19 protein-coding genes are annotated in these 20,026 nt (G+C 73.7%); 7 read left to right on the top strand and 12 right to left on the bottom strand.

Annotation, left to right across the window (positions count from 1 at the left end; translation table 11 throughout):
- Positions 1 to 38: 38 nt before the first annotated feature.
- The 7 genes from ABZ923_RS30990 to ABZ923_RS30960 form a co-directional block, all read right to left on the bottom strand.
- Positions 39 to 695 (bottom strand): class F sortase, encoded by a 657-nt coding sequence (locus ABZ923_RS30990; RefSeq protein WP_361478151.1) that lies wholly within the window; start codon positions 693 to 695, stop codon positions 39 to 41.
- On the bottom strand, positions 682 to 1,368 hold the full coding sequence (locus ABZ923_RS30985; RefSeq protein WP_361478148.1) for a hypothetical protein: 687 nt from the start codon (positions 1,366 to 1,368) through the stop codon (positions 682 to 684). Before ABZ923_RS30985 ends, ABZ923_RS30990 begins: the two co-directional genes overlap by 14 nt.
- Positions 1,369 to 1,471: 103 nt before the next feature.
- Positions 1,472 to 2,710 carry an MFS transporter gene (locus ABZ923_RS30980; RefSeq protein WP_361478145.1) on the bottom strand — a complete coding sequence of 413 codons (1,239 nt, stop codon included), beginning with the start codon at positions 2,708 to 2,710 and terminating at the stop codon, positions 1,472 to 1,474.
- 22 nt (positions 2,711 to 2,732) lie between these two features.
- Positions 2,733 to 4,154 carry a citrate:proton symporter gene (locus ABZ923_RS30975; protein WP_361478142.1) on the bottom strand — a complete coding sequence of 474 codons (1,422 nt, stop codon included), beginning with the start codon at positions 4,152 to 4,154 and terminating at the stop codon, positions 2,733 to 2,735.
- A 124-nt stretch (positions 4,155 to 4,278) separates the two neighbouring features.
- Positions 4,279 to 6,519 carry a molybdopterin oxidoreductase family protein gene (locus tag ABZ923_RS30970; RefSeq protein WP_361478139.1) on the bottom strand — a complete coding sequence of 747 codons (2,241 nt, stop codon included), beginning with the start codon at positions 6,517 to 6,519 and terminating at the stop codon, positions 4,279 to 4,281.
- Positions 6,520 to 7,062: 543 nt separating this feature from the next.
- Entirely contained in the window at positions 7,063 to 7,680 is a 618-nt protein-coding gene (locus ABZ923_RS30965; RefSeq protein ID WP_361478136.1) for a TetR/AcrR family transcriptional regulator, read from the bottom strand.
- Positions 7,681 to 7,791: 111 nt separating this feature from the next.
- On the bottom strand, positions 7,792 to 8,349 hold the full coding sequence (locus ABZ923_RS30960; protein ID WP_361478133.1) for a hypothetical protein: 558 nt from the start codon (positions 8,347 to 8,349) through the stop codon (positions 7,792 to 7,794).
- A 151-nt stretch (positions 8,350 to 8,500) separates the two neighbouring features.
- Here ABZ923_RS30960 and hmgA point away from each other — a divergent pair, with 151 nt between their 5' ends.
- The 3 genes from hmgA to ABZ923_RS30945 all read left to right on the top strand — a co-directional run bounded on the left by hmgA (position 8,501) and on the right by ABZ923_RS30945 (position 11,883).
- Entirely contained in the window at positions 8,501 to 9,835 is a 1,335-nt protein-coding gene (hmgA, locus tag ABZ923_RS30955) for a homogentisate 1,2-dioxygenase (RefSeq protein WP_361478130.1), read from the top strand.
- A 46-nt stretch (positions 9,836 to 9,881) separates the two neighbouring features.
- Positions 9,882 to 10,628, top strand: coding sequence for a GntR family transcriptional regulator (locus ABZ923_RS30950; RefSeq protein ID WP_361478128.1), 747 nt, complete (start codon positions 9,882 to 9,884; stop codon positions 10,626 to 10,628).
- A gap of 100 nt (positions 10,629 to 10,728) precedes the next feature.
- A complete protein-coding gene (locus ABZ923_RS30945) occupies positions 10,729 to 11,883 on the top strand; it encodes a type ISP restriction/modification enzyme (protein WP_361478125.1) in 1,155 nt (384 codons plus the stop codon).
- 79 nt (positions 11,884 to 11,962) lie between these two features.
- On the opposite strand, the gene ABZ923_RS30940 is transcribed toward ABZ923_RS30945, so the two are convergent.
- Positions 11,963 to 12,499, bottom strand: coding sequence for an aminoglycoside adenylyltransferase (locus ABZ923_RS30940; RefSeq protein WP_361478123.1), 537 nt, complete (start codon positions 12,497 to 12,499; stop codon positions 11,963 to 11,965).
- Positions 12,500 to 12,602: 103 nt separating this feature from the next.
- The gene (locus ABZ923_RS30935; protein ID WP_361478120.1) at positions 12,603 to 13,313 is read right to left on the bottom strand and encodes a TetR/AcrR family transcriptional regulator; all 711 of its coding nucleotides are present in this window, start codon (positions 13,311 to 13,313) and stop codon (positions 12,603 to 12,605) included.
- A 63-nt stretch (positions 13,314 to 13,376) separates the two neighbouring features.
- Between ABZ923_RS30935 and ABZ923_RS30930 the strand changes: the two genes are divergently transcribed.
- Genes ABZ923_RS30930 through ABZ923_RS30920 form a run of 3 tightly spaced genes read left to right on the top strand, consistent with a single transcriptional unit; the run spans position 13,377 to position 16,353 of the window.
- Positions 13,377 to 14,333 (top strand): ATP-binding cassette domain-containing protein, encoded by a 957-nt coding sequence (locus tag ABZ923_RS30930; protein WP_361478117.1) that lies wholly within the window; start codon positions 13,377 to 13,379, stop codon positions 14,331 to 14,333.
- Positions 14,330 to 15,109: an ABC transporter permease gene (locus ABZ923_RS30925; protein WP_361478114.1), complete on the top strand. Its 780-nt coding sequence runs from the start codon at positions 14,330 to 14,332 to the stop codon at positions 15,107 to 15,109. The genes ABZ923_RS30930 and ABZ923_RS30925 overlap by 4 nt, the downstream gene beginning before the upstream one ends.
- Positions 15,110 to 15,156: 47 nt before the next feature.
- A complete protein-coding gene (locus tag ABZ923_RS30920; protein ID WP_361478112.1) occupies positions 15,157 to 16,353 on the top strand; it encodes a CaiB/BaiF CoA-transferase family protein in 1,197 nt (398 codons plus the stop codon).
- A 42-nt stretch (positions 16,354 to 16,395) separates the two neighbouring features.
- Here the strand turns inward: ABZ923_RS30920 and ABZ923_RS30915 are convergent, their stop codons facing one another.
- From ABZ923_RS30915 to ABZ923_RS30905, 3 genes are all read right to left on the bottom strand, one after another.
- Positions 16,396 to 16,665 (bottom strand): hypothetical protein, encoded by a 270-nt coding sequence (locus ABZ923_RS30915; protein WP_361478109.1) that lies wholly within the window; start codon positions 16,663 to 16,665, stop codon positions 16,396 to 16,398.
- A gap of 126 nt (positions 16,666 to 16,791) precedes the next feature.
- Positions 16,792 to 17,640 carry an anti-sigma factor gene (locus ABZ923_RS30910; protein WP_361478106.1) on the bottom strand — a complete coding sequence of 283 codons (849 nt, stop codon included), beginning with the start codon at positions 17,638 to 17,640 and terminating at the stop codon, positions 16,792 to 16,794.
- The gene (locus tag ABZ923_RS30905; RefSeq protein WP_358642345.1) at positions 17,637 to 18,179 is read right to left on the bottom strand and encodes a sigma-70 family RNA polymerase sigma factor; all 543 of its coding nucleotides are present in this window, start codon (positions 18,177 to 18,179) and stop codon (positions 17,637 to 17,639) included. The genes ABZ923_RS30910 and ABZ923_RS30905 overlap by 4 nt, the downstream gene beginning before the upstream one ends.
- Positions 18,180 to 18,388: 209 nt before the next feature.
- On the opposite strand from ABZ923_RS30905, the gene ABZ923_RS30900 reads away from it, so the two are divergent.
- Entirely contained in the window at positions 18,389 to 19,960 is a 1,572-nt protein-coding gene (locus ABZ923_RS30900; RefSeq protein WP_361478103.1) for a DUF4331 domain-containing protein, read from the top strand.
- The last annotated feature ends 66 nt before the right edge of the window (positions 19,961 to 20,026 follow it).

The following is a 20,026-nucleotide window of genomic DNA, read 5'->3' as shown; positions in this document are numbered from 1 at the left end:
CGGCGCGGGCAGGTGGTCCGCGCCGGCCGGCCCGCCGGTCACCTGGTCGCGGTCAGATGGGCGAAGACCACCACGTTGCTGGTGTAGCCGGTCCGCCGGCTGAAGAGGCCGCCGCAGGTGATCACCCGCAGTTCCGGGCGGCCGGTCGGGCCGTAGACCTCCTTGTCGGGGAAGCCGGCCTTGTCGTAGACCTCCACCCGGTCCACGGAGTAGACGGCGGTACGGCCGTCCGCCCGCCCGACCTCGATGGGCTTGCCGGGCGGGACCTGGGCGAGCCCGGCGAACACGGCGGGCCCGGTACGGGTGTCGCGGTGCCCGACGGCGATCGCGGTGCCGGCCTCGCCCGGCGTGGGACCGCCCTGGTACCAGCCCACCAGCTTGGGCGTGTCGACGGGAGGCGTCTCCAGCTGCCGGTTCCCGTCGAGGCGGAGCGGGGTGACGGGGGCGTCGATGCCCAGCGAGCGCACACGGAAGGACGTCGGCCGGGACCGGGGCAGCGGGCGGGGCGGCGGGTCGCCCCCGTCGGCCCGGGAGGCACCGGAGGCAGCCATTGCGTCCGGGCCGTGCCCGGCGGCTCCGCCCGCCCCGCACCGGGAGACCACCGTCACCAGGACGACCGCGAGCAGGGCCGTCCTGACGAGGCGGTAGGCGCGGGTCCGGTACCAGGGCCTGCGTCGGTGCCTACGCGGCACCATCGGGCCGCCGGCGCAGCCGGACGTACACGACACCGCAGACGGCGATCAGCCCCACGGCGCCCGCGGCGGCCACCGGGGAGTACGCGGCGGCCGTGTCGATGAGACCGCCGCCGCCCGCGTGTACCCCGCCCTTGGGGCCGTCGTGGTCGCCGCCCTGGCCCCAGGACCCGTCGTTCTGCTGGTGGTCGGCGATCTGCCCGTTGGGGCCGTTGTCGCCCTTGTCCCCTTCGTGGCGCCCGTCCTTGCAGTTGACGCGGAAGACCTTCTCCTTCAGCGCCACGGGTGTGCCCACGGCCCAGCTGAGCTTGTACTGCCCGTCCGACAGGCCCAGCGGGTCGGTGTGCCCGGCGCCCCCCGCGAGCTGGATGGTGCCGGTGACGGTGGCGGCGGTGGCGAGCGGGGGCTGCGGGGTGATGGTGTAGGCGACGGCCGTGAGGGTGTCGAAATTGACGGCTTCGAGATAGAACCTGCAGACCACCGGATCGTCCTTGGCCGACCCCACGAGCGTGCCGCGGAGGTGGCGCTCGTCGTGGATCCGGATGTCGCCGTTCTCCCCCTGGGCCGCCGCGTTCGGCGCCGCCACCCATGACGCGCCGGCCGCGGCGAGGGCGGTGAGGACGACTGCGGCGCCCGCGCGAGAGCCGGCGGCGCGTGGGAGTGACAGGGTGGGCATGCGCAATCCTCCGAGTTCAGACGATTTTCATACAAATCGCTCTTTCGCCTGGACTCTGCGCCATGCACCCCAGGAGCCGTCGGCACCGGGGCCCGACGCGCCGTCAGAGATCGCTCGTGCGGCGCAATCCCGGCCGCTTCCGCCCCGTCCCGGTCACCCGTCCGGCCGAGCCCGCGGGCCGGCCCGGCGACCGCAGCGCCACCCCCGACGCCAGCAGGAGCAACGCCCCCAGCATCACGAACGGCGCAGCGACCCCCGCCAGACCGGCGACGAGACCCGCGGTGGCGGGCGCCGCCACCTGGCCGAGCCGGTTGCCGGTCAGCCGCAGGGCGAGCGCGGTGGAGCGGGCCTCGTCGGGAGCCGCCTGCACCACCGTCGTCATCGACAGCGGCTGGCCCACGCCCAGGCAGAAACCGAGGACCGTGAGCATCGCGCCGAGCACCCACACCGGCACCGGCAGCGCCACCCCCGCGCACAGCAACGCGGCCGGCAGACAGGTCACGGTGAGCAGCGCGGGCCGGCCCAGCAGCCGCAGCAGCGGGGTGAGCACGAGCCGGCAGGCGATGGTGGCGCCGGCCCGGAGGCTGAGCAGGACGCCGATCACCGACGGCGCGATGCCCCGGTGCTCGCCGACCACCGGCAGGTAGGCGGTGAGGATGTCGGTCGCGGACAGCACCGACAGGCTGATCAGTATGCCCGCGGGCACCCCCCGGGCGCGCAGGATGCCGGCGACCGGCACCCGGGGGCCCCGCTCCGGGCGGGAGCCGGCGGCCGTACGGTCCTCGATGCGCCACAGCGAGGCGAACGCGACGGCCGCGCCCGTGCCCGCCGCCACGAGGGCGAGCGCGCTGCTGTGCGCCCTGTCGGGGCCGCCGATGAGCGTGCCCGCGGCGACCGGGCCGATGAGCTGGCCGAGGGAGGCGCCGATGGTGAAGTGGCCGAAGTTGCGGTCCTGTTCGTGCGGCGCGGACTGGCGGGCCACCAGCGACTGGGCGCCGATCACGAAGCACAGGTGGCCGAGGCCCATCACCCCGCTCCACAGGGCCATCGCCCACAGCGAGCCGGCGAGTCCGCTCAGCGCGCAGCCGCCGGCGATGAGGACCACGCCCGCCGGCAGCAGGGGCGCGCAGCGGCCGTGGTCGGTGCGCCGGCCGAGCGGTACGGCGGCGAACAGCGGCAGCAGCGCGTACACACCGGCGATGACACCGACCGCGCGTTCGTCCGCGCCCAGCGCGAGGGCCCGGTAGGAGACCGCGGGCCGGGCCATCGACACCGCCCCCTGCGCGAAGGAGAAGGCGATGACGAGGCGGAGCAGCCAGCCTCGGTTCCCACCGGGCGCCATGGGTGCGACCTCCGTCGAGTGGTCAGACGATGCCGAACAGGATTGCCGCGCCGAGCACCACCAGTGCGGTGAGCGCGGCCCACTTGACCACGAACCGGGTGTGGTCGCCGAACTCGACCTTGGCCATGCCGACCAGGACGTACACGGCGGGGACGAGCGGGCTGGACATGTGCAGGGGCTGGCCGATGATCGAGGCGCGGGCGATGTCCACCGCGGGCACGCCGTGCGCCTGCCCGGCCTCGGCGAGCACCGGCAGGATGCCGAAGTAGAAGCCGTCGTTGGACATGAAGTAGGTCAGCGGGATGCTCAGCACGCCGGTGACGAACGCCATGTGCGGGCCCATGCCGTCGGGGATGTTGCCCACCAGCCACTCGGCCATGTGGTCGACCATCCCGGTGCCCTGCAGGACGCCGGTGAACACGGCGGCGGCGAAGACCATGCCGGAGACGTTGAGGACGTTCTCCGCGTGGGCGGCGATGCGGGCCTTCTGGTCCGGCATGTGCGGGAAGTTGACGGTCAGGGCGAGGGCCGCGCCGAGCAGGAACAGCACCGGGATCGGCAGCCACTCCATGATCATGGCGGTGAGCAGGACGACCGTGAGCAGCGCGTTGAACCAGTAGAGCCCGGGGCGCAGGGTGGGACGGTTCGGGTCGAGGCCCTGGAAGCCCTCGTCGGCGGGCTCGTCACCGGGCGCACCGGTGCCGGAGCCGGAAGCCGCCGTCGCCTCGGCGTCCGCGCCGGAGCCCGCCGCGGGCCGGGCCGCGGCGCCGGAGCCGGCGCCCACGAGCACGGTCTCGGTCTCCTCGACCATCACCTCGTCCAGCGTGAGCACGCCGAGCCGCTTGCGCTCGCGGCGGCCGAGGACGTAGGCGAGGGCGAAGACGAACAGCAGGCCGGTGGCGAGGGCCGGGATCATCGGCACGAAGATGTCGCCGGCGTCGAGCTTGAGCGCGGTGGCGGCGCGGGCGGTCGGACCGCCCCACGGCAGGGTGTTCATCACGCCGTTGGCCATCGCGGCGACGCCGGTCATCACGACCAGGGACATCTTCAGGCGCTTGTACAGCGGGTACATCGCCGAGACGGTGATCATGAAGGTGGTGGAGCCGTCGCCGTCCAGGGAGACGATCCCGGCGAGGACCGCCGTACCGACCACGATGCGCAGCGGATCGGCCTTGCAGAACTTCAGGATGCCCCGCACGACCGGGTCGAAGAGGCCGACATCGATCATCACACCGAAGTAGACGATCGCGAACATGAGCATCGCCGCGGTGGGGGCGAGGCCGGTGACGCCGTCGATGACGTAGTCGCCGAGCTTGGCGCCCTTGCCCACGAACACGCAGAACAGCGCGGGTATGAGCACGAGCGCCGCGATCGGCGACATCTTCTTCAGCATGATCAGGACCAGGAAGGTCGCGATCATGGCGAAGCCGAGGATGGTCAGCATGAATGGATACCTAACGTTCGCCCTTGAACATCCCACCTGGGGGTCGGCGGTGCGATGACGTTAGGTCCGTTCAAACGGCGTTAACAAGACGTTGACGCGCGAGCAATAAGCGCAAAACTCCAGGTCACGGCTGTGCGACGACGGCGGTGAGCTCGACCGGGACGCCGTTGAGCACCGCGTTGCCCGACAGCGGGTCGAGCAGGCTGCCGTCGAGCAGCTGGTTGACGTTGACGCCGGGATCGGCGGCGGCGTGGCCGAGCCGGGTGCCGGGCCGGTCGTGGCCCCAGCCGTGCGGCAGGCTCACCACCCCGGGCCGGATGCCGTCGGTGACCTCGGCGGGGGCCACCACCTCTCCCCCGGCGCCCTTGAGCCGTACGTCCGCGCCGTCCCGGACGCCGAGGCGGGCGGCGTCCTCGGGGTGGATGTGCACGGTGCAGCGGTTGCTGCCGCCGGTGAGGGCGGGCACGTTGTGCATCCAGCTGTTGTTGGAGCGCAGATGGCGGCGGCCGACCAGGACCAGGCCCGCAGGGCGCTCGCGCAGGGCCGCGCGGAGCCGGGGCAGGTCGCCGGCGATCGGCTCGGGCAGCAGCTCGACCTTGCCGCTGCGGGTCTTCAGCGGCTGCGGCAGGCGCGGGCGCAGCGGGCCGAGGTCGATGCCGTGCGGGTGGTCGAGCAGCCTGGCCAGGCTCAGCCCGTCGGGCCGGGCGCCGAAGCCGTCGCCGTACGGGCCGAGGCGCAGCATCAGGTCCAGCCGCCGCTCGGGGCCGTTGTCGCCGGTGAGCCGGCCGGCCAGCTCGCGCGGGTCGTGGCCGGACACCGGCGAGTGCTCGTCCTGTACCGCCTTGGCCAGGGTCTGGTCGATGACCATGGCGTCGACGGCGGCCGGGTCGGCGCCGTGCATGCCGCTCACCGCCAGGATCAGCCGGGCGAGGATCTCGCTCTCCGCCATGCGGCCGGGCTCCAGCGGGACGGCGGGGCGGCTGTAGCGGACCTGGTTGCGCACGGCGAGGGTGTTGAAGGCGAAGTCGTGGTGCGGGCTCTGCGCGGGCGGGGGCGGCGGCAGCACGACGTGGGCGTGGCGGGAGGTCTCGTTCAGGTACGGGTCGACGCTGACCATGAAGTCCAGGGACTCCAGGGCCTTGTCGAGGCGGTCTCCGTCGGGTGCGGAGAGCACGGGGTTGGCGGCGATCGCGATCAGGGCGCGCACCGGGCTGCCCTCGTCGGTCGCGGTGTCGATCTCCTCGGCGAGCGCGGAGAGCGGCAACTCGCCCTTGGCCTCGGGGTGTCCGCTCACCCGGGAGTGCCAGCGGCCGAGCGCGAAGCCGCGGCCGGGGCCCGCCGGGCGGGGTGTCCTGTCGGTGGCGGCCTGCGGGAAGAGGGCGCCGCCGGGGCGGTCCAGATTGCCGGTGAGGATGTTGAGGACGTCGACCAGCCAGCTGGCCAGGGTGCCGTGCGGGACGGTGCAGCTGCCGATGCGGGCGTAGACGGCGGCGGTGGGGGCGGCGGCGAGGTCGCGGGCCAGGGTGCGGATGTCACCGGCGTCCAGGTCGCAGGCGGGGGCCACGGCCTCGGGGGTGAAGTCGCCCAGTGCGTCCCGGAGTTCGTCGAGCCCTTCGACGTGCGGTGCGAGGTGCCCGAGGTCGGTCAGGTCCTCGGCGAAGAGGGTGTGCGCCATCGCGGCGAGCAGCAGGGCGTCGGTGCCGGGGCGGATCGCGAGGTGCCGGTCGGCGAGCTTGGCGGTGCGGGTGCGGCGCGGGTCCACGACGGTGAGGCGGCCGCCGCGGGCCTTGAGGGCCTTGAGCCGGCCGGGGAAGTCGGGGGCGGTGCACAGGCTGCCGTTGGACTCCAGCGGGTTGGCGCCGAGGAGCAGCAGGTGGTCGGTGTGGTCGAGGTCGGGTACCGGGATCGCGTGGGCGTCCCCGAACAGCAGTCCGCTGGAGACGTGCTTGGGCATCTGGTCGACCGTGGAGGCGGTGAACAGGCTCCTGGTGCGCAGGGCGCCGATCAGGACGGGCGGGTAGAGGCCGCCGGCCATGGTGTGCACGTTGGGATTGCCGAGGACCACGCCGACGGCGTCGGGGCCGTACCGCTCGACGACCGGGCGCAGGCCGGCGGCGACCGCGTCGAAGGCCTCCTCCCAGGTGGCCTCGCGCAGGGTGCCGTGCTCGCGCACCAGCGGGGTGCGCAGCCGGTCGGGGTCGCCGTCGACGGCACCGAAGGCGGCGCCCTTGGGGCAGATGAACCCCTTGCTGAAGACGTCGTCCCGGTCGCCGCGGGCGCCGGTGACGCGGGTGCCCTCGATGGTGAGGGTCAGCCCGCAGGTGGCCTCGCACAGGGGGCAGATTCGCAGGGCGGTGCGGGACACGGGTCCTCCCGGTGTGTGGCGTCGGGCATGACGCGCGAACGTCAGGCGAGGATACCGACCAGTCGGCATGAACGGGAGGCCCCTGACGGGGTGAGATCGCGCATGCGCCGGCCCGCGGGCCCTGTCCCGGCATGCGGCGAGGCTTCAGCAGGGTTCCGCGCCGCGGGCACGGAAGGCGGTGATCCGGTGCCACCGCCGCCGCGTACGGGTGGCCTTCGGGCAGTGCGCTCTGCGCGGTGTGCCCGAGCGGCACCAGCTCGGCGAGGAACGCGTCCGTGAGGGCCGCCTCGGCGGCCCGGCCGGGCCCGCGGTCCCCCAGGGCACGCCGGTAGGCGGACAGCTCCGCGCGGATCGCGGCGCCCGTCTCCGGTGCGGCAGTCAGGGCCCGTACGACCGCTTCCACGAGGCGGTCGGCCTCGCCCTCGGGCAGCAGGTCGTCCGCGGGCGGGGTCGACCATCGAGAGGGCGTGATCCGCGGCCGGCGACCGTCACGGTGCGGGATCCGGCCGCGCCGGTCCGCCGGCCCGCCGGGCGCGCCGCGCGTCAGTCCAGCACCCGCCCCAGGTACGCGCGCAGCAGCTCCCGGGTCTCGTGGATGATCGCCTCGTCCCCCGCGGGATCGACCCGGAAGGCCAGCTGGACCAGGGTGTCCGCGGTCTCCACGGCGACCAGGAAGACGCGGCCCAGCTCCTCGTCCGGGGTGCGGCCCAGATAGCCGGAGAGCAGCTGGATGAGCCGGTCGGCGACCCGGGTGTTGGGCTCGGCCTGCCGGACGCCGACCGGGATCTGGTTGCCGAAGTCGACCAGGGAGAAGCCGGGTGCGGTGCGCTTCATGGCGAGGTACTCGTCCAGGACGGCGTCCATCGCGGCCCGCCAGTCCCCCTCGCGGGCCTCCTTCAGCCGCTCGGTGACGCGCTCGACGTACCGCTCCAGGTTGCGCTGGGCGAGGGCGTCGGCCATCTGCCGCTTGTTGCCGAAGAAGCGGTAGACCGAGCCGATGGGAACTCCGGCGCGCTCGGCGACCGCGCGCGTGCTCAGGGCGTCGTAGCCGACCTCGTCGAGGAGTTCGGCGCAGGCGTCCAGGATCCTGGTCAGGCGTTCGGCGCTGCGCCGCTGGACGGGCGCGCGGCGGAGCGATGTCGCGTGGGGCACGGGCTTCATGATGCCTTTCCGCCGGGGTCCGGTGAACCTCTCCCCCCAGTACGGGGACGGACGGCCGGTGCACTCACCCACGAGGACGGGGGCGCCGGCGGCCTCACCCGCCGGCGGTGCTCATCCGCCCGCAGCGGGGGACGCGGCCGAGGCCGGCGGATCCGGTGCGTCCGCCTCGGCGTCGGACACCGTGATGTCGGCGGTGCTCTCGACCGGCTTGCCGTGGACGGCCCAGACCGTGCCGTCGTCGGCGTACAGGCGCGCGGTGACCTCGTGGGTGCCGTGCGGGACGACGCCGGCGGGCACGTGGTACGCGGGGCCGCGGAGCTGGGCGATCCCGCGGCCGTCCACGAAGAGCCGGGCGAAGCCGTGGCCGGTGACGGCCGCCGGCCGCGCGCCCGGCGCGGAGCAGCGGAAGTGCCGGAAGGCCAGCCGGACGTCCCAGCCGCCGGCCGGGTCCGGGGCGACCTCGATGCCGACCCGGGGGGCGTTCTTCGTGGGCACCTCGCGCAGGTTCCGGCCGGTGTCGTCCGTCTCGTCCAGCACCTTCCCCACGGGCGAGGGGGAGACCGTCCCCCCGTGCGCCTCGCCGGCGGTGCAGGCCGCCGCTCCGAACGGCAGCAGGACGCACACCGCGAGCGCGGCGAGCGGTCCACGCTTCCACTTCGTCCACGACATGACCGGGAGCGTAGAACAGCGGCCCGGCGCCCCGGATCCCCCTCAGGTCTGGTTCCGCCCCTACCCCTGGCGGAGGACCCGGGACCTCTTGCGCGGGCCCCCGCTGATTCCTACGGTGTTGCATAGGAATCGGGAACGCGAGGGAGCGAGCATGAGCGGGGACGCACGGAAGACCGCCGAGGGGCTGACGTACCTGACCGGGTTCGGCAACGAACACGCCTCGGAGGCGGTGCCGGGCGCCCTGCCCGAGGGCCGCAACTCGCCGCAGCGCGCGCCGCTCGGCCTGTACGCCGAGCAGCTGAGCGGTACGGCGTTCACCGAGCCGCGGGCGCACAACCGGCGCTCCTGGCTGTACCGCATCCGCCCGTCGGCCGCGCACCCGGCGTTCACCCGCACCGGCAACGGCGCGCTGCGCACGGCCCCCTTCACCGAGACCGTGCCCGACCCCAACCGGCTGCGCTGGAACCCGCTGCCCGAGCCCCCGGCCGGCACCGACTTCCTCGGCGGCCTGTGGACCCTGGGCGGCAACGGCGACGCGACCCAGCGTGCCGGCATGGCCGTGCACCTGTACCACGCCAACGCCTCGATGGAGCGGGTCTTCTCCGACGCGGACGGCGAGCTGCTCATCGTGCCGGAGCGGGGCGGACTGCTGCTGCACACCGAGTTCGGCCGGCTGCATGTGGAGCCGGGCCATGTCGCGCTGATCCCGCGTGGGGTGCGCTTCCGTGTGGAGCTGCTGGACACTGCGTCCGACGGCGGGCAGAGCCCGACCGCCCGGGGCTATGTCTGCGAGAACTACGGGGCGCCGTTCCGGCTGCCCGACCTCGGCCCGATCGGTGCCAACGGGCTCGCGAACCCGCGGGACTTCCGGGCTCCGGTCGCGGCGTACGAGGACGTCGAGGGCCCGGTGGAGGTGGTGAACAAGTTCTGCGGCAACCTCTGGACGGCCACCTACGACCACAGCCCCCTGGATGTGGTCGCCTGGCACGGTAACTATGTGCCGTACGTCTATGACCTGCGCCGGTTCAATGTGATCGGCACCATCTCCTACGACCACCCCGACCCGTCCATCTTCACCGTGCTGACCTCCCCGTCGGACACCCCGGGCCTGGCCGGCGTGGACTTCGTGGTCTTCGCTCCGCGCTGGCTGGTGGGCGAGGACACCTTCCGGCCGCCGTACTTCCACCGGAACGTGATGAGCGAGTACATGGGCCTGATCGAGGGCGCGTACGACGCGAAGGCGGAGGGCTTCGTGCCCGGCGGCGGCTCGCTGCACAACATGATGTCGGCGCACGGCCCGGACCGGGAGACCTTCGACCGGGCGAGCGCGGCCGAGCTGCGGCCGCAGCGGATCGACGACGGGCTGGCGTTCATGTTCGAGACCCGCTGGCCGGTGACCCTCACCCCGCACGCGGCGGGCGCCGACCACCTCCAGCAGCGCTACGACGACGTGTGGCAGGGACTGGAGCGGCACTTCCGGGGGTGACCGCCGCCGTTGCGCCGAACGTTCTCCGCCAGGTACGGATAGCCGCGTGACCTCCTTCGCTCCGGATTCGATCGTCCTGAACCGCAAGCTGCCGCTGTGGTACCAGGTGTCGCAGTCGCTGCGCGCCTCGATACTGGGCCGCTCGCCCCAGGACCCGCTGCGCCTGCCCACCGAGGAACAGCTGGCCGAGCACTACGGGGTGAGCGTGCTGACCATGCGGCAGGCGCTGAAGGAGCTGGAGGACGAGGGCCTGATCAGCCGGCACCGGCGGCGCGGCACGTTCATCGAGCCCGACGTCCGGCGCGGGGCCCCGGTCCGGCTGCTGGGCTCGGTGGACGCGATCGTGGCCCAGCAGTCCGGGATGACGACCGAACTGCTCGGCCACGGCCGGGTGCCGGTGCCGGCCGGGCTCGCCGAGTACTTCCCGGACCTCGCGGAGGTGGTGGCGTACCACCGCCTGCGCAGCGACGAGAAGACCGGCGAGCCGACCAACCACGCCGTCAACCACATCCGTCCCGAACTGGCCGAGCGCATCGACCCGGACGACCTGGTCCGCTGGCCGATGACCAAGGTGCTGCGGGACCTGGTGAAGGCGGACATCAGCCGGATCACGGACACCGTTCAGGCCCGGCTCGCCGACCCGGAGACGGCCCGGCTGCTCGAAGTCCCGCTGCTCAGCCCGATCCTGCACTACACGGGCGTGACGTACGACACCGGGGGCCGGGTGCTGGACGTGGCGGTCATCCACTACCGGGGGGACCGCTTCTCGTTCACGGTCACCCTCGACGCGTGAGCGCTGCGCCGGTCCGGCCGGGCGGGGCCGTCCGTCGTCCGCGGGGCCCGTCGTGGCCGGTCGCGCAGCCCCCCGCGCCCCTTCCGGGCGCTGCCGTACCATGCCCGACGTGACGCACGACGACGCTCCGCTGCTGGCGGACCTCATGCCGTGGTCCGTCGCACCGTTGCGGCCGGGCCGCGCCTGGCCGTTGGCGCCCGATGCGGTCTCGCTCAGGGCCCGCTGGGACGCCCTGCTGAGAGCCGAGGGGCCGGACCGGGAGCGCCTGTTCGAGGCGACCCGCGCCCGTACGCTCCGCTCCGCGGTGGGGCAGTTGCCCGGGCAGGCCACCGGTACGGAGCGGCTCGCGCGCGCGGAGGGGCCCTGTGCGGAGCCGGTGCGGGTCCTGGCCGCCGCCTTCGACGAGCAGTGGCTGATCCCGGACCACCGGCTGCTGGACGCGGCCCGTCCGGAGCTGTGGCGGGTGGCGGACGCGCGGCAGGTGTTCACCGTGGAGACGGGCGACGCCGACGGCCCGCTGCTGGCGACCTCGCACCTGCCGGTGTTGCGCGGCGGCCGCGTCCGTCCGCTGTACCGCCGCCCCGGCGGCACTGAGCCGAACCTGGCCCCCGGCCTGCTGGACCACCTCTCGGCCCGGCTGGGCGCCCGACCGTCGGCGCCCGACGTGCTGGCCTGGATCCTGGCGGCGGTCCGCCCCGACCTCACCGTCCCGCTCACCGAGGACCCCGGCCTGTGGGCGGCCGGCGTGGACGTGGGCCGCCGGACACTGTGGCTGATGCTCCGCGACGGCGAGCGCCCCAAGCTGCCCGGCGGTCGGCGCCCCTATGTCCGCGCGCCCCTGCCGAACCGGCCCGTCGGCCTGCGCTACGACCGCGAGGAGGAGACCCTGCACCTGGACGAGGGCCGGATCTCGCCCGTCCCGCCCGAGGCCTGGGACTACGAGGTGGCCGGGGTCCGGGTCCTGGAGAGCTGGTTCGCGGCCCGCACCGCACCGGCCGAGCCGGGCACCCTGGCCGCGATCCGCCCGGCGGCCTGGCCGCAGACGTGGACCTCGGAGCTGCTGGAGCTGATCACGGTCCTCGCCCTGCTGGCGGACGTGCGCTCCCTGCGGGCCGAGTTGAAGCCGGCGTCACCGGTCACGGCGGCCGACCTGCGGCGGGCGGGCGTCCTGCCGGTGCCGGAGCCGTCCCGCCGCCCCGCCTCGGTCCTCGACCACCACGAGGAGGGACCGGACGGGCAGTTCGCGCTGCTCTAGGGCCTGTGTTCGACTCGCGCCGGATTCGCGGGCCCTGGCACCGACCCGCTCCCTGATCCGGCCTTCCCGACGAAAGGCTTCAGCCCGCCGCCCGCCGGCGCAGCGCGGCCTCCAGCCGGGCGATGTCCTCGGCGTCCTTGGCGCGGCGGGGCCGGGAGGGGTCCCAGACCGGCATCATGCGCTTGATCTCGATCTGGACGCGCGGATCGACGATCGGCGCCTCCAGCGCGCCGATGCGGCCCGGCTCCGCGCCGAGCAGCCCGTCGGGCCAGGGGGTGCCCGCCCAGGGCCCGCCGGCGACGGTCACCCGGCCCGCCGCGTCCGTGCCAACGAGGGTGAAGCTGCTCTCCAGGCCGTCCTTCACGAAGTCCAGCTGGAGGTCGGCGGGCGGTCCGGGAACCGGGGTGTGGCCGAGCCGGACCAGGGTGCCGGCGAGCGGTGCCGCGTCCTTCGCCCAGGCGAACCAGTCGATGTCCCCGTGCTCCCGGGTGACCTCGCCCAGGAAGAAGTCCATGGCCCAGCCGCCGCGCAGCCAGAGCGGGACGCCGGCGGCCCGGGCGGCCGCCAGAACCCCTGCGATCAGGTCGAGTTGGCGCCGAGCGCGCTCGTGGTCCACCGGATCCGTCACTCCTTGTCGACGAGGGAAAGGCCGCTCTCGCGGGCGGCCCGGGCGCCCGCGCCCGGCGAGCCGGGCCGGGGCGCCGGCGGGCGGTGCCCGGTCAGCGCGGCGCGAACGCGTCGATGACCCGCCCCACCGCCCGTTCGAACACCGCCTCCAGATCGATCGGCCCCGGGTCCTCGGCGAACGCCGCCGCCATGCGCGGGTAGGCGCCGGAGGCGATCTGGCGGCCCAGGTAGGCGATGCGGACCGCGTTCTCCTCGTCCTGCGACCACGGCAGGGCACGGGCCCGCTCGGCGGTGTCGAGTTCGTTGCGGACGTACGTCGTCACGACGCCGTTGAGCATCGCGAGCAGCTCCAGCTTGGTGCCGTACGCCTCGTCCAGCGGGTCCAGGCAGGCCAGGCAGTGCTCCAGGTAGCGCAGGGCGTTCGGGCTGAAGCCGTACACGGGGGACATCAGGCGGGGCAGCCAGGGGTGCCGGTGCATCAGCTCGCGCGTCTGCGCGGCCACGCGGCGCATGTCGGCCCGCCAGTCCCCGCTCGGCCCCCACGGGGCGTGCTCGGCGCTGACCGCGTCCACCATCAGCTCGTACAGGTCCTCCTTGCGGGGGACGTAGTTGTACAGCGACATGGTGCCGCAGCCCAGTTCGGCCGCGACGTGCCGCATCGACACCGCGTCGAGCCCCTGCGCGTCGGCGATCCGGACCGCGGCGGCGGCGATGTCGTCCCGCGTGTACGCCGGTCTCGGGCCCCGGCCGGTGCGCTCGGGGCGCGCCCAGATCACCTCGGGGACGGCCCCTCGGACTGCCATCGGTCATCACCTCGGCCACCATCCTAGTTACGTACACCGTACGTAGTGCGGTATGGTCCCGGCATGACTACTACGTACACCGTACTTAGTGAGGGTCTGGAGAAGCGCTTCGGCGCCGTGCGGGCCCTGCGCGGACTGGATCTGGCGGTCGCCGAGGGCACGGTCTGCGGGCTGCTGGGGCCGAACGGGGCGGGCAAGACGACGGCGGTGCGGCTGCTGACCACGCTGCTGCGCCCGGACGGCGGCTCGGCGCGGATCGCCGGGCACGACCTGGTGCGGGAGGCGGCGGCCGTGCGCCGCCGGATCGGTGTCACCGGGCAGTACGCCTCGGTCGACGGGGACCTCACCGGCCGGGAGAACCTGCGGCTGTTCGCCCGGCTGCACCGGGTGCGCGGGCCGGCCGCCCGGGCCGACGAGCTGCTGGAGCGCTTCGGCCTGGCCGAGGCGGCGGACCGGAGGGCGTCGGCGTACTCCGGCGGGATGCGGCGCCGGCTGGACCTGGCCGCGAGCCTGGTCCGCCGCCCCGACGTGCTCTTCCTGGACGAGCCGACCACCGGGCTCGACCCGGCCGGCCGCGCCCGCGTCTGGCAGGCCGTGCGCGAGCTGACGGCGGACGGCACGACGGTGCTGCTGACCACGCAGTACCTGGAGGAGGCCGACCAGCTCGCCGACGAGATCGCCCTGGTGGACCGGGGCCGGATCGCCCACACCGGTGCGCCCGCCACGCTCAAGGCGCTCATCGGCTTCCAGGTGGAGGCGGTGGTCGCGGACGCCGGCGCGCTGGCGCGGGCGGCGGCCGTGCTCGACCGGCTGACCGGCAGGGAGCCGGTGTTCGACCGCGAGCGGAACGCCGTCGGCGCGGTCACCACCGACCCGACGCTCACCCTGCCCCGCCTGGTGCGCGAACTGGACGCGGCGGGCGTGCCGTTGCTGGACGCGGGCATCCGCCCGCCCACCCTCGACGACGTCTTCCTGCGGCTCACCGGGGAGTCCGCCGGCCGTGAGGAGCTCGCCGCATGAGCACGTTCGCGTACGACGGACTGACGATGACGGGCCGGCAGCTGCGCCGGGTCCGCAACAACCCGGGGCTGGCGGTCCTGACCCAGCTGATGCCGGTCAACATGCTGCTCTTCTTCGGCTACGTCTTCGGCAGCGCGCTCGCGATGCCCGGCCGCGAGTACCGCTCCTTCCTGGTGCCCGGGCTGCTCGTCGCGACGGCCGCCGGCGGGCTGATGACCGGCATGTTCCAGGCCGCCCAGGACACCCACCGGGGCGTCATGGACCGGTTCCGCACGATGCCGGTGAGCCGGGCCGCCGTCCCCCTCGGGCAGGCCGTCGCGGACCTCGTCGTCACGGCCGTCGGGACGGTGCCGCTGCTGCTGACCGCGCTCGCGGTGGGCTGGCGGGTCGAGGGGTCCCCCGCCGGGGCCGTCGGTGCGGTGGGGCTGCTGCTGCTGTTCCGGTTCGCCTGCACCTGCGCCGGGATCCTCCTGGGCCTGCTGTCCCGCAGCGAGGACGCCGCCGGACAGCTCGGCGCCTCCTCCTTCGTGCTGCCGCTGCTGTCGAACGCCTACCTCCCGACGGACGGCCTGCCGGGCTGGCTGCGCGCGCTCGCCGAGTGGAACCCGATCAGCGCGGTGACCACCGCCCTGCGCGACCTCTTCGGCAACGCGCCCGTCCCGGCGGACGCCGCCTGGCCGGTGGCCCACCCGGTCGCCGGGTCCCTGCTGTGGAGCCTGGGCCTGATCGCGCTGTTCCTGCCGCTCGCGGTGGGCAGGTACGCGCGGGCCGAGTGAACCCGCACTGCTGACAAAGCCGCCGGTCAGGGGAGATCATCCACCCCATGGATCACCTCCCACTGCCCCTGGAGGGCATCACCGTCGTCGCCGTCGAGCAGGCCGTGTCCGCACCCTTCGCGACCCGGCAGCTCGCCGATCTGGGCGCCCGCGTCATCAAGGTGGAGCGGGTCGACGGCGGCGACTTCGCGCGCGGCTACGACACGGCGGCCCGCGGTCTGGCCTCGCACTTCGTGTGGTGCAACCGGGGCAAGGAGTCCGTCGCCCTGGACCTGAAGGACCCGCGCGGCCTGGAGGTCGTACGGCGGCTGGTGGCGGACGCGGACGTGTTCGTGCAGAACCTGGCGCACGGCGCCGCGGCCCGGCTCGGCCTGGACGCGGCCACGCTGTGCGCCCGGCACCCCCGGCTGATCGCCGTGGACATCTCGGGCTACGGCGGCTCGGGGCCGTACTCGGACAAGCGGGCGTACGACATGCTCGTGCAGTGCGAGGCGGGGCTGGTGTCGGTGACCGGGACGCCGGAGCAGCCGGTGAAGGCGGGCATCCCGGCGGCGGACATCGCGGCGGCCATGTACGCGTTCTCCGGTGTGCTGGCCGCGCTCGTGCGGCGCGGCACGACCGGGCGGGGCGGGCCGGTGGAGGTGTCCATGCTGGAGGCGCTCGCCGAGTGGATGGGCCATCCGCTGCACCACACGCTGCACGGCGGCGAACCGCCGGCCCGCACCGGGCTCGCGCACGCGGTGATCGCGCCGTACGACGCCTATCCGACGGCGGACGGCGGGCGGGTGCTGCTGTCGGTGCAGAACGACCGGGAATGGCAGCGGCTGGCCGAGCAGGTCATAGGCCGCCCGGAGCTGGGCACGGATCCGGCGTACGCCACGAATGCCGCGCGGGTGGCCCACCGGGAGCGGACCGACGCCCTGGTCGCCGGGGCGCTGGCACTGCTGGCGGCCGAGGAGGCGCTGGCCCGGCTGGAGAAGGCGGGCATCGCCTGTGCGCGGCTGCGGGATCTGCCCGAGCTGGCGGAGCATCCGCAGCTGGCGGCCCGGGAGCGGTGGCGTCAGGTGGGTTCGCCGGTGGGGCCGCTGAAGGCGCTGCTGCCTCCCATCACGCTGCCGGGCGGGGACGAGGCACGGATGGGTGATGTGCCCGCACTCGGGCAGCACACCGGAGCGCTGCTGCGTGCCGTGGGGATGACGGACGACGAGATCGCAGCGCTGCGCCGGGACGGTGTGGTGGCCTGAGCGCGGGCACCCCTGCTCGGGGTCAGGGGTCCTGCGGTGCGGTCAGTGACCGCCGAACAGCGAACGGCGCAGCCGGCGCAGCGGCGCGAAGAGCGAGACGCGGCCGATCCGCGTGCCCCGGTCACTGCGCTGGTGCACGGAGTCACGTGCCGTCAGTTCGCGCATCAGCGAGATCGCCTCGACCGTCTCCCGCTGCGGTATGGCGGGACCCGCCAGCACCGACAGATGGCGGTCAAGGCGCGAACTGGTCGCGCTGCTCCCGTAGGTGATCGCAGGGACCCTCGCCCTGCTGCGCACTGTTATCTGTTCCATGTCACTCCCCACCCGTACGAGTCCACCCGGCCCGGGCAGGGTAACCCTATCGCCCCACCGGGGCACGCGTGTATCTCGGCCACAGGATTCACCTTCCCTGTAAGGGGGTTGACCATCCCTCTTTGACTACTCTCCGAATCCGACCGATTTCAGGGTGAGTTGGACAATCGGCTGACCGGTGGGCTGAGCTGATCCACCGTCAGGCTCGACGGTTACGGCGAGTGACGTCGAGGAGGCGTCGACTTCCTTCGCGACCAAGGGCGTGTCGCCCGCCAGGAGGCCCAGGGAGCGCGGTTGCTCACGGGGGCGCATGAGCCAGAGCTGGTGTACGCGCCCGCCGGACGGGGTGCCGTATCCGCTGAGGGTGACGACGGCCTCCCGCTCGGAGGCGGAAGCGATTACTCCGATACTGCGGCCGCGGGCGTCCTCGCTGCTCGCCGCGCGGGCGTCGGGAGCGGCTAGAACGTGGGCGATCTCACGTGCCCGGGCCTGCTCGGCGGTGAGCCGGTCCTCGGTGCGGTGCGCCTGGACCGCGAAGAGGGAGGCGACGACGAGGGCCGCGGCGGCGGTGACCGTGGCGAACGGAACGAACAGGGGGCGCCTGCGGGGCGTGCGGGCGCGTCCCGGCGGCGGCTGGGCGCCCCAGACGTGCGGCGGCAGCAGCGGTGCGTGCTCCCGGCCCGGCGCCTGCGCCCGCGCGGCCGCGCGGCCGCGGGCCGGCGCCGGCTCCTGCGGGGTGCTGCGGACGGCGGACAGGACCCGGTCGCGCAGCGCGGCGGGCGCCGGGGCCGCCGTGGACCAGGCGAGCCGGACCGCGTCCTCGGCCAGGTCCCGCACCTCGGCGGCGCAGCGGTCGCAGCCCGCCAGGTGCTTCTCGAATCGGCGCCGCTCGCCCGGTTCGAGGGCGTCGAGCGCGTAGGGCGCGGCCAGGGAGTGCAGGTCCTCGCGGCGCAGCAGTCTGCCGAGGATGCTCATACGGCGCCTCCCAGGCACTGGCGCAGCCGGGTGAGCCCGTCACGCATCCGCGTCTTGACCGTGCCCAGCGGCAGCGACAGCCGCTCGGCCACCTCACGGTAGGTGTACCCGTCGTAGTAGGCGAGGGTCACCGACTGGCGTTGCAGGGCCGTGAGCCGGTTCAGGCAGCGGCGCACCCACTCGCGTTCCAGGCCGGCCTCGACCTCCTCGGCGACCTGGTCGAACGCGGGCTCACCGGCGCGCAGCGCCTCGCGCTGCTCGCGTTCCCCGGCCGCGCGGGCGCTGCGCACCCGGTCGACGGCGCGGCGGTGGGCGAGGGTGAGGATCCAGGACAGGGCGCTGCCCCGGCCGGGGTCGAACCGGGCGGCGGAGCGCCACAGTTCGAGCAGCACCTCCTGGGCGACCTCCTCGGACTGTGCGGGGTCCCGCACCACCCGGCGCACCAGCCCGTACACCGGGCCGGACACCAGTCCGTAGAGCTCCTCGAAGGCTCGCTGGTCGCCGCCCGCCACGAGCACCAGCAGCTCGTCCGCCTGCATCCGGGCCCCCTCACCGTGGCCGCAGCCGGCTCTTCCTCGCGCACCGCGCATCCGCACCGAGACACACCTCCCCGAGGGGTTACGGATCAGCGGGCCGAAAACGCGGGTCCCGGACCGGGAAAAAGTTTTTCGCCGTCGACCAAACCGATCGGTGGTTCCGCTCCGTATACCCGTCCGTCAAAGGCAAGTCGGCACTGAGGACGGACGGCATGACACCTCTCTTCTCCAGGGGCGCCCTCTCCGGGAGGGCGTCCACCGGGCGCGGCACGGGACGCACCGGACTGGTCACGCTCATCTGCGGCGCGCTGGCCGCCGGAGGGCTCACGGCCGCCGGCGTCGCCACCCTGGCACCCGGGGCGGCCTCCGCGTCCTCCCACCGCGAGGCCCCGCTGATCTCGGGCACCCCGCAGTACGACAACACCGACCTGTACGCGTTCGTGAGCCCGGACAAGCCCGACACGACGACGATCGTGGCGAACTGGATCCCGTTCGAGGAGCCGGCCGGCGGACCGAACTTCTACACGTTCGCCGACGACGCGCAGTACGACCTGCACATCGACAACAACGGCGACGCGCAGGGCGAGCTGGTCTTCCGCTACACCTTCAAGACCCGTACGAAGAACGGGAACACGTTCCTCTACAACACCGGTCCGGTCACCAGCCTGGACGACCCCGACCTCAACATCACCCAGACGTACGACATCGACCTCATCAAGCTCAAGAACGGGCACGAGATGTCGAAGACCAAGCTGGCCGACGACGTGCCGGTGGCGCCGTCGAACGTCGGCAAGGCGTCCATGCCGGACTACGGCAAGCTGCGCGCGCAGGCGGTGTACAAGACGGCGGGCGGCGCGGCGACCTTCGCCGGCCAGGCGGACGACCCGTTCTTCGCGGACCTGCGCGTCTTCGACCTGCTCTACGGCGGCAACCTCACCGAGGTCGGCCGGGACACCCTCAAGGGCTACAACGTCAACACGATCGCGCTCCAGGTGCCGAACGACCTGATCCGCGAGTCGTCCCACCAGCCGGTCGTCGGCATCTGGTCGACCGCGCAGCGCCGCAACGCGCAGGGCTACTACAGCCAGGTCTCGCGCCTGGGCAACCCGCTGGTCAACGAGGTCGTCAACCCGCAGAAGGACAAGGACAAGTTCAACGCCTCGCAGCCCGCGTACGACGCGCAGTTCCTGAAGAACGTCACCAACCCCGAGCTGCCGAAGCTGATCGAGTCCATCTACAAGATCAAGGCACCGGCGGAGCCGCGCAACGACCTGGTCGACGTCTTCCTCAAGGGCGTCAAGGGGCTCAACCAGCCGCCGCACGTGACGCCTTCGGAGGAGCTGCGGCTCAACACCTCGATCAAGCCGAGCATGCACCCGAAGCGGCTCGGTGTGCTGGACGGCGACAACGCGGGCTTCCCGAACGGCCGCCGGCTGGGCGACGACGTGATCGACGCGGCGCTTCAGGTGGTCGAGGGCGAACTGGTCGGCTCCAAGAACGACCTGGGTGACGCGGTCGACAAGAACGACAAGAAGTTCGAGAGCTACTTCCCGTACATCGCCCAGCCCACGGCCGGTTCGCGCGGCCGGCTCGCCAAGGGCACGACGGCGGGGACGGACGTGCGCAGCCAGCTCGGGGACGCCCTGCAGCCGGCCGGGTCCGCCTCCGGCGGCTCCGGGAACACCGTGCTGATCGCCGCCTCGGCGGCCTCCGGCGCGGCCGGGATCCTGCTGATCGGCACCGCCTTCGCGTGGTGGCGCCGGCGCCTGCAGCGCCCGTACTAGATCCCGCATCCACCCAGACCGGCGCGGCCCGTGATTCCCCCTCCCCCACGGCGGGCCGCGCCTTCC

This window comes from Streptomyces sp. NPDC046881 (assembly GCF_040645015.1).
Classification (GTDB): domain Bacteria; phylum Actinomycetota; class Actinomycetes; order Streptomycetales; family Streptomycetaceae; genus Streptomyces.
Note: the sequence above shows the minus strand (reverse complement) of the source record. Positions and strands in the feature narration are given on the sequence as shown.